Source organism: Sporichthyaceae bacterium (genome assembly GCA_036269075.1).
GTDB lineage: Bacteria > Actinomycetota > Actinomycetes > Sporichthyales > Sporichthyaceae > DASQPJ01.
This window is the reverse complement of sequence record DATASX010000026.1, coordinates 53,430-60,397: the sequence shown is the minus strand read 5'-3', so window position 1 is coordinate 60,397 and position 6,968 is coordinate 53,430. Positions and strand designations below refer to the sequence as shown.

The 6,968-nt window shown below is 69.6% G+C and carries 8 protein-coding genes; 6 read left to right on the top strand and 2 right to left on the bottom strand.

What is annotated here, in order from left to right; genetic code table 11:
• On the top strand, positions 1-202 hold a 202-nt coding region (locus VHU88_05325; GenBank protein ID HEX3611088.1), incomplete at its 5' end, for a formate dehydrogenase accessory sulfurtransferase FdhD.
• Here the strand turns inward: VHU88_05325 and VHU88_05320 are convergent.
• Positions 180-818: a response regulator transcription factor gene (locus tag VHU88_05320; protein HEX3611087.1), complete on the bottom strand. Its 639-nt coding sequence runs from the start codon at positions 816-818 to the stop codon at positions 180-182. The genes VHU88_05325 and VHU88_05320 overlap by 23 nt on opposite strands.
• Positions 819-1,048: 230 nt before the next feature.
• Here VHU88_05320 and VHU88_05315 point away from each other — a divergent pair, with 230 nt between their 5' ends.
• Complete coding sequence (locus tag VHU88_05315; protein HEX3611086.1) at positions 1,049-1,414, top strand: response regulator transcription factor; 366 nt, start codon at positions 1,049-1,051, stop codon at positions 1,412-1,414.
• A 70-nt stretch (positions 1,415-1,484) separates the two neighbouring features.
• Here VHU88_05315 and VHU88_05310 read toward each other — a convergent pair whose 3' ends face one another.
• Positions 1,485-2,201: an aquaporin gene (locus VHU88_05310; protein ID HEX3611085.1), complete on the bottom strand. Its 717-nt coding sequence runs from the start codon at positions 2,199-2,201 to the stop codon at positions 1,485-1,487.
• Between the two features lie 235 nt (positions 2,202-2,436).
• Here VHU88_05310 and VHU88_05305 point away from each other — a divergent pair, with 235 nt between their 5' ends.
• The 4 genes from VHU88_05305 to VHU88_05290 all read left to right on the top strand — a co-directional run bounded on the left by VHU88_05305 (position 2,437) and on the right by VHU88_05290 (position 6,893).
• The gene (locus tag VHU88_05305) at positions 2,437-3,900 is read left to right on the top strand and encodes a catalase (GenBank protein ID HEX3611084.1); all 1,464 of its coding nucleotides are present in this window, start codon (positions 2,437-2,439) and stop codon (positions 3,898-3,900) included.
• A 112-nt stretch (positions 3,901-4,012) separates the two neighbouring features.
• The gene (locus VHU88_05300) at positions 4,013-4,972 is read left to right on the top strand and encodes an aldo/keto reductase (GenBank protein HEX3611083.1); all 960 of its coding nucleotides are present in this window, start codon (positions 4,013-4,015) and stop codon (positions 4,970-4,972) included.
• A gap of 11 nt (positions 4,973-4,983) precedes the next feature.
• The gene (locus tag VHU88_05295; protein ID HEX3611082.1) at positions 4,984-5,889 is read left to right on the top strand and encodes an NAD(P)-dependent oxidoreductase; all 906 of its coding nucleotides are present in this window, start codon (positions 4,984-4,986) and stop codon (positions 5,887-5,889) included.
• Positions 5,886-6,893 carry a hypothetical protein gene (locus tag VHU88_05290; protein ID HEX3611081.1) on the top strand — a complete coding sequence of 336 codons (1,008 nt, stop codon included), beginning with the start codon at positions 5,886-5,888 and terminating at the stop codon, positions 6,891-6,893. Before VHU88_05295 ends, VHU88_05290 begins: the two co-directional genes overlap by 4 nt.
• Positions 6,894-6,968: the final 75 nt, after the last annotated feature.

Below are 6,968 nucleotides of genomic sequence, written 5' to 3'. Positions count from 1 at the left end.
GCTGGTTCAGAAGGCCGCGGTCGCCGGCATCCCGGTCCTGTCCGCGGTGTCGGCACCGTCCAGCCTCGCCGCCGACCTGGCCGAGGAGGCCGGCCTCACCCTTGCCGGTTTCGTGCGGGGCGGCGGATTCAATCTTTACTCGCGCCCGGAGCGGGTGCCCGATCGCGGTCGGCTTGCGGTCAGCGGGACTCGAGGAACGTGAGCACCGCCAGGACACGGCGGTGGTCGTTGTCGGTCTCGGGCAGGCTGAGCTTGGCGAGGACGCTGCGAACGTGCTTCTCGACGGTTCCCTCCGTGATCCACAGCTGACGAGCAATGCCCGCGTTGGAGCGGCCTTCCGCCATCAGCCCCAAGACCTCCGCCTCACGCGCGCTCAGCACCGCGAGCGGATCGTCACGACGACGCGCGGCCACCAACTCCTGCACCAGGGCCGGGTCCACGACCGAACCGCCGTTCGCGACCCGCTCGAGGGTGTCGATGAAGTCGTCCACGTCAACCACGCGACTCTTGAGCAGATAGCCGATTCCCCTGCCGCCGGCCAGCAGTTCCATCGCCTGCTCGACCTCGACGTGCGCCGACAGGACGAGCAACGACGTATCGGGAAGTTCCTCCCGGATCACCCGCGCTGCCTCAAGTCCTTCGACCGTATGAGTCGGAGGCATCCGGATGTCGGCCACGACAAGGTCGGGCGCTTGGGCGCGGGCCAAGGTCAGGAGCTGCTCTCCATCGCCGGCCTGCCCGACCACGTCGAACCCCGAGCGCTCGAGCAGACTGGCCAATCCCTCCCTGAGCAGGACGTCGTCGTCGGCCAGGATCACCCGCCGAGCGGTCGTGACCTGGTGGTGCTGCTCGGCTCGTCTGCCGCCGAGCGACGTCGGCTCCGTAGTCATGGCGCGCATTATCAACCAGCGCTGGGCTACGCGGACATCTGGGGGAGCGACGGTGCCGGGGATCACGTGGAATTCGGTTGGGCCCACGCCTTGTCCGGAACGTGAGAATTCCTGCTAGCGGGCATGCACGGCCCCGTCGGTGCTGCGATCCTGAAACCATGCTCCGCTGCCTCATCGTCGACGACAGTTCCCGGTTCCTGGATGCCGCGCGCGAACTTCTGGAGATCGAGGGCATCTGCGTCGTCGGCGTGGCCTCGACCGGTGCGCAGGCACTGAAGCGGGTCGAGGAACTGCGGCCCGACATCGCCCTGGTGGACATCGAGTTGGGCGCCGAGAGTGGCTTCGAGATCGCCAGGCAACTGCACCGGCAGGGCACCCCGGGGGCACTGAGGGTGATCCTGATCTCGACCCATGCGGAGCAGGATTATAGGGACCTGATCGCAGGGAGCCCTGCTCTGGGGTTCGTGCCCAAGTCGGCATTGTCCGCCAGGGCGATCCTCGATCTTCTCGAACGCCAGGGCTGACGGCCGAGGACCTCCCGTACCGCCTGACGGCAGTGCGCGGAGGTCCTCGTCGCGGTCTTCTGAGGGAGGGTCACTTGTCCTCGGGGTTGAGGGCCAGGAAGACAGACCCGGCGGCGGCGCCGGCGACGAGTTGCACCACGACGTACACCCACAACGTCGACCACGTGAACAGGCCCAACACCGTGGTGGCGAGGGTGATGGCCGGGTTGAACACGCCGCCGGAGACGCCGCCGACCGCGATGACCCCCGCGGCCACCGTGAAGCCGACCGCCACGCCGTAGAAGGAGTTGGCCGGGTGGTCCCTGCTCGTGGCTACGTTGAGCACCACGTAACACAGGGCGAAGGTGAACAGAAGTTCCGCGACTGCCGCGGTAGTCATCGCGTGACCGGACAGGGACGGGGCCGCGGTCAGCGCGCGGCGGGCCTCGCCCGCGACGGCCGCCGCGGCGAGCAGTCCGCCCACGAGCTGTGCGACCCAGTAGGCAACGGCGTCGAGCGCCCCGATCCGGCCCCGCACCAGCACCGCCATGGTGACGGCCGGGTTGTAGTGGCCGCCGGAGATGTGCCCACCGGCGTAGATCATGGCCACCAGCACTGCGCCGATGCCCAACGGTGCGAGCGCGTTGTGAGTGATCACGGAGATGCCGGCCGTGAAGACGAGGAAGAACGTCCCAATCAGCTCGGCGGCGTACTTTCGCCCAGCCGACGCGCGGACTGCGGGCCGAGCGCGCATCCATTCCGGGGCAAGGCTGTGCGGTGTGTCGATATCTTCCAGCGTGCTGGTCATTGTGTGTCTCCTTCTAGGTAACCCCCGGGTCATTGCCCGGGAGCTTTGAGCGTCGTATTTCTGCGCGGACACGTCGTCAGGGCCAACGCCCATCTACGGCCCCCACGGGCTGGACAGAGCAGATTCCCGCTGGCCGGTAACGGGGCTGGGCGCCAGCCGCGAAGACGTGCCCGGTCCCCGAAGAGGACGGTGGACGCAGCTGACCTCGGTATCGCAGACCACGGAGGGATCCGCCATGACCCCGACACAGCCCACGCCGCCGACCACGACGGACGCCGGCATTCCGGTCGAGAGTGACGACCATTCGCTCACCGTTGGGCCCGACGGCCCGATACTCCTGCAGGACCATTACCTGATCGAGCAGATGGCGCAGTGGAACCGGGAGCGCACGCCGGAGCGCCAGCCGCATGCCAAGGGCAGTGGGGCCTTCGGCCGGTTCGAGGTGACCAACGACGTCAGCGCCTGGACCAAAGCCGCAGTGTTCCAGCCTGGCACCGCGACCGACCTGTTGGCCAGGTTCTCCACGGTGGCCGGGGAGCGCGGCTCCCCCGACACGTGGCGCGACCCGCGCGGGTTCGCGCTCAAGTTCTACACGTCCGAGGGCAACTACGACATGGTCGGCAACAACACCCCGGTCTTCTTCATCCGCGACCCGCTGAAGTTCCAGCACTTCATCCGCTCGCAGAAGCGCCGCGCCGACAACAACCTGCGCGACCACGACATGCAGTGGGACTTCTGGACGCTCTCACCGGAGTCCGCGCACCAGGTCACCTACTTGATGGGCGACCGCGGGATCCCCCTGACGTGGCGTCACATGAACGGGTACTCCAGCCACACGTACATGTGGATCAACGCCGCAGGCGAGCGGTTCTGGGTCAAGTACCACTTCATCAGCCACCAGGGCGTCGAGTTCCTCACCCAGGCCGAGGCCGACGCGCTGGCCGGCTCGGACGGGGACTTCCACACCCGGGACCTGTTCAACGCGATCCAGCGCGGCGACCACCCGGAGTGGACGCTCAAGGTGCAGATCATGCCGTTCGAGGACGCCAAGACCTACCGGTACAACCCCTTCGACCTGACCAAGGTCTGGCCGCACGGCGACTACCCGCTCACCGAAATCGGTCGGATGACCCTGGACCGCAACCCGACCGACAACCACACCGAGATCGAGCAGGCGGCCTTCGAACCAAGCAACATGGTGCCGGGCATCGGCCCGAGCCCGGACAAGATGCTGCTGGGCCGGATGTTCTCCTACCCGGACGCCCACCGCGCCCGCATCGGCGTCAACTACAACCAGCTGCCGGTGAACGCGCCGAAGTCCGCAGTGCACAGCTACAGCAAGGACGGCGCGATGCGCTACCACAACGTCTCCGACCCCGTGTACGCACCGAACTCCAAGGGCGGCCCGCAGGCCGACACCGCCCGCTACGGCGAGCCCGCGGGCTGGTACACCGACGGGGACATGGTGCGCGCCGCGTACACCCTCCGCGCCGCGGACGACGACTGGGGACAGGCCGGGACATTGGTCCGCGAGGTGTTCGACGACGCACAACGTGCGCGGCTGGTCGACAACATCGTCGGCCACCTCCTCGCCGGGGTCACCGAGCCCGTTCTGGAGCGCGCTTTCGATTACTGGCGCAACGTGGACCACGACCTGGGCGACCGGGTGGAGAAGGGCGTCCGCGCAGGCTCTACCTGAGCGCATCGGCGGACTCGCGAGATCGATTCTGACGCTGCGTCAGTACGGGCCCGACGCCGGAGGGGGGCGCCGGGATGCGTATCCAACCGAACTAACACGAGGGAGAGCAGGAATGCAGCACACACAGCTCCGGACGACCCAGCTGGGGGCCACGGGCCTCGAGATCACCCGCGTCGGACTCGGCGCCTGGGCCATCGGCGGCGGCGGCTGGGAATTCGGCTGGGGACCGCAGGAGGACGAGCAGTCGATCGCCACGATCCACCACGCACTCGAACAGGGCATCAACTGGATCGACACCGCCGCCGCATACGGGTTCGGGCACTCCGAGCGCGTCGTCGGTCGCGCGCTCGAGGGGCTGGCGCAGCGGCCGTACGTGTTCACGAAGGCGTCACTGCTCGAGGGCCCCGACCGACGGGTGGTGCACAGCCTGCGGCGCGACTCGATACTGCGCGAGGCCGAAGCCAGCCTCGACCGGCTCGGCATCGACGCCATCGACCTGTACCAGATCCACTGGCCGATCCCCCCGGCCGACATCGAGGAGGGCTGGTCGGCGCTGGCCGAGCTGAAGGAACAGGGCCTGGTGCGCCACATCGGCGTCTCCAACTTCGACGCCGAGCAGCTGCGCCGCATCTCCTCGATCGCCCCGGTGGAGACCCTCCAACCGCAGTACTCACTGGTCGAGCGTGAGGCCGAGCAGGAGCTCCTGCCGACCGCCGAGCGCGAGGGGATCGGCGTGATCGTCTACTCCCCGATGGGCTCGGGCATCCTCACCGGATCGATGACCCGCAAGCGGATCCAGGAGCTGCCGGACGACGACTGGCGCAGGCACGACGAGCGCTTCCAGGAGCCGCGGCTGAGCCGGACCCTCGCCCTGGTCGACCGGCTGCGGGCCGTCGCCGACCGCCACGGCACCACGCCGGGTGCGGTTGCCGTCGCGTGGACCCTGCGCAACCCGGCGGTCGACGGCGCGATCGTCGGCTTCCGGCGCCCGGACCAGGTCGATCCCATCCTCGCCGCGGCCGGGCTCGAGCTCAGCGACGGCGAAGCCAACCTGCTGCACGACGAGACCTGAAGGAGACCCTGATGACAACCGTCGGATTCGTCGGGCTGGGCGCGATGGGCAGCCGCATGGCGGGCCGTCTGCTCGAGGCCGGCCACCAGGTGTACGGAACCTCCCGCACGCAGGACAAAGCCGCGACGCTCGTCTCCGGCGGCCTGGTCTGGTGCGCGACGCCTCGCGAGGTCGCCGCCGCGGCGGACATGACTCTCAGCTCGGTCAGCGACGACGCCGCCGTCGAGGCGATCACCTCCGGACCGGACGGGATCCTGGCCGGCCTCGGTCGGGGAGACGTCTACATCGACATGAGCACGATCGCCCCCAGCACCAGCCGCCAGGTCGCCGGCCGGGTGCGGGCGATCGGCGCCCAGATGCTCGACGCGCCGGTCTCCGGCAGCGTCCCCGCGGCCGAGGACGGAACCCTCGTGATCATGGTCGGCGGCGAGGAGGCGACCTTCCGTACCGCGGAGCCGCTGCTGCGCGTGCTCGGCCGGACGGTCACCCACATCGGCCCGAACGGCCAGGGACTGCTGCTCAAGCTGGCCGTCAACCTCAACCTGGGCGCGCAGATGCTCGCCTTCAGCGAGGGCCTGCTGCTGGCCGAGCGCGGCGGGATCGACCGCAAGCTCGCCGTGGAGGTGATGACGGACAGCGCCATCGGCTCCCCGATGATGCGGGCCCGGGCGCCGTTGGTCCTCGACCTCCCCGACGAGGCGTGGTTCGACGTCTCCTTGCTGGCCAAGGACCTCGGCCTCGCGCTGACGGCCGGCCGCGAACTCGCGGTCCCACTGCCCGGCGCCACCACCACGGCGGACCTGCTCTCCTGGGCCGCGGCGCTCGGCTACGGGCGACGCGACATCGCCGCCCTGTTCGAGGTGCTCGGCCGGACCGCCACGTCCGAGGTGACCGTCTCCAACGCAAGAGCCGGATGAGCGCCGTCGACGTGGCCGGACCGCTGGCCGGGTCCCCCGTCCCGGCCCGGCCGCGTCGGCCCGCGCACATCCGCGCTGCGATCGTCTCCGCGCTGGCGATCGCGATCGGCTCGCTCTTCATGGCCGCGTACATGCTCGCGCTCGGCGATCCCGTGCCCCACCGGATCTCCGCCGCGACCGTCGGAGACGCCCGCGTGCGGATCGAGGCCGTCACCCGGATTGAGCAGGTGACCGGCGGCGGCGTCGACTTCCGCACTTACCCGTCCCTCGAGTCCGCACTCGGCGCCATGGCACGCCAACAGGTCTACGCCGTTCTCGACGCCAGGTCGCCGACCCCGGACCTGTACGTGGCCGGGGCGTCCGGTGCCTCCGTTGCGCGCGTGCTCTCCAGCGCCGCCGATGGGGACCCGCGGATCCGCGTCATCGACACCCACCCGCTCCCGCCGTCCGACCCGGTGGGGCTCGACGTCTTCTATCTCGTCATCGCCGCGACGATCCTCGGCTTCCTGACCGTGTTCCAGGTCCGCACGAACGCCCCCGGCCTCCCGCTGGTGGGCTGGACCGCATTCCTGCTGGCGTTCGCCCTGGTGGCGTCGCTTGCGCTCGCGCTGCTCGCGGGACCGTTGCTGCACCGTCTCCCCCTGCCTGTCCTGGAGAGCTGGGGGATCCTCGCGCTGCAGGTGATCACGGTGGCCGCATTCACCTCAACGATGGCCGTGCTGATCGGGCCCTGGGCGATCGTGCCGACCTACCTGCTGTTCATGGTGCTCGGCACCACCTCGTCCGGAGGGGCCGTGGCGCCGCCGCTGCTCCCCGGCCTGTTGGCGCTCCTCTCCCAGTGGCTGCCCTCCGGTGCCACCGTCGCGGCGCTGCGGAACACCGTCTACTTCCATTCCGCCCAGCAGGTGCGCCCGCTCGCCGTGCTCGCGGTGTGGGCAATCGCGACGCTCGCCGGGATGCTGTTCCTCTCCCACCGGCGCCGGGCAAGTCCCGGCATCCCCTGACCAGCAGGGCCGGCCGCTTCGCGTCTGACGCTCCATCAGCTCAGCCCGACGGGCCCACCCTGTCTGTGTCCAGGG

Coding starts and splice junctions, on each gene's coding strand:
- VHU88_05290 (HEX3611081.1), top strand. CDS start 5,886: ATGAGCGCCGTCGACGTGGCCGGACCGCTGGCCGGGTCCCCCGTCCCG.
- VHU88_05315 (HEX3611086.1), top strand. CDS start 1,049: ATGCTCCGCTGCCTCATCGTCGACGACAGTTCCCGGTTCCTGGATGCC.
- VHU88_05305 (HEX3611084.1), top strand. CDS start 2,437: ATGACCCCGACACAGCCCACGCCGCCGACCACGACGGACGCCGGCATT.
- VHU88_05310 (HEX3611085.1), bottom strand. CDS start 2,201: ATGACCAGCACGCTGGAAGATATCGACACACCGCACAGCCTTGCCCCG.
- VHU88_05295 (HEX3611082.1), top strand. CDS start 4,984: ATGACAACCGTCGGATTCGTCGGGCTGGGCGCGATGGGCAGCCGCATG.
- VHU88_05300 (HEX3611083.1), top strand. CDS start 4,013: ATGCAGCACACACAGCTCCGGACGACCCAGCTGGGGGCCACGGGCCTC.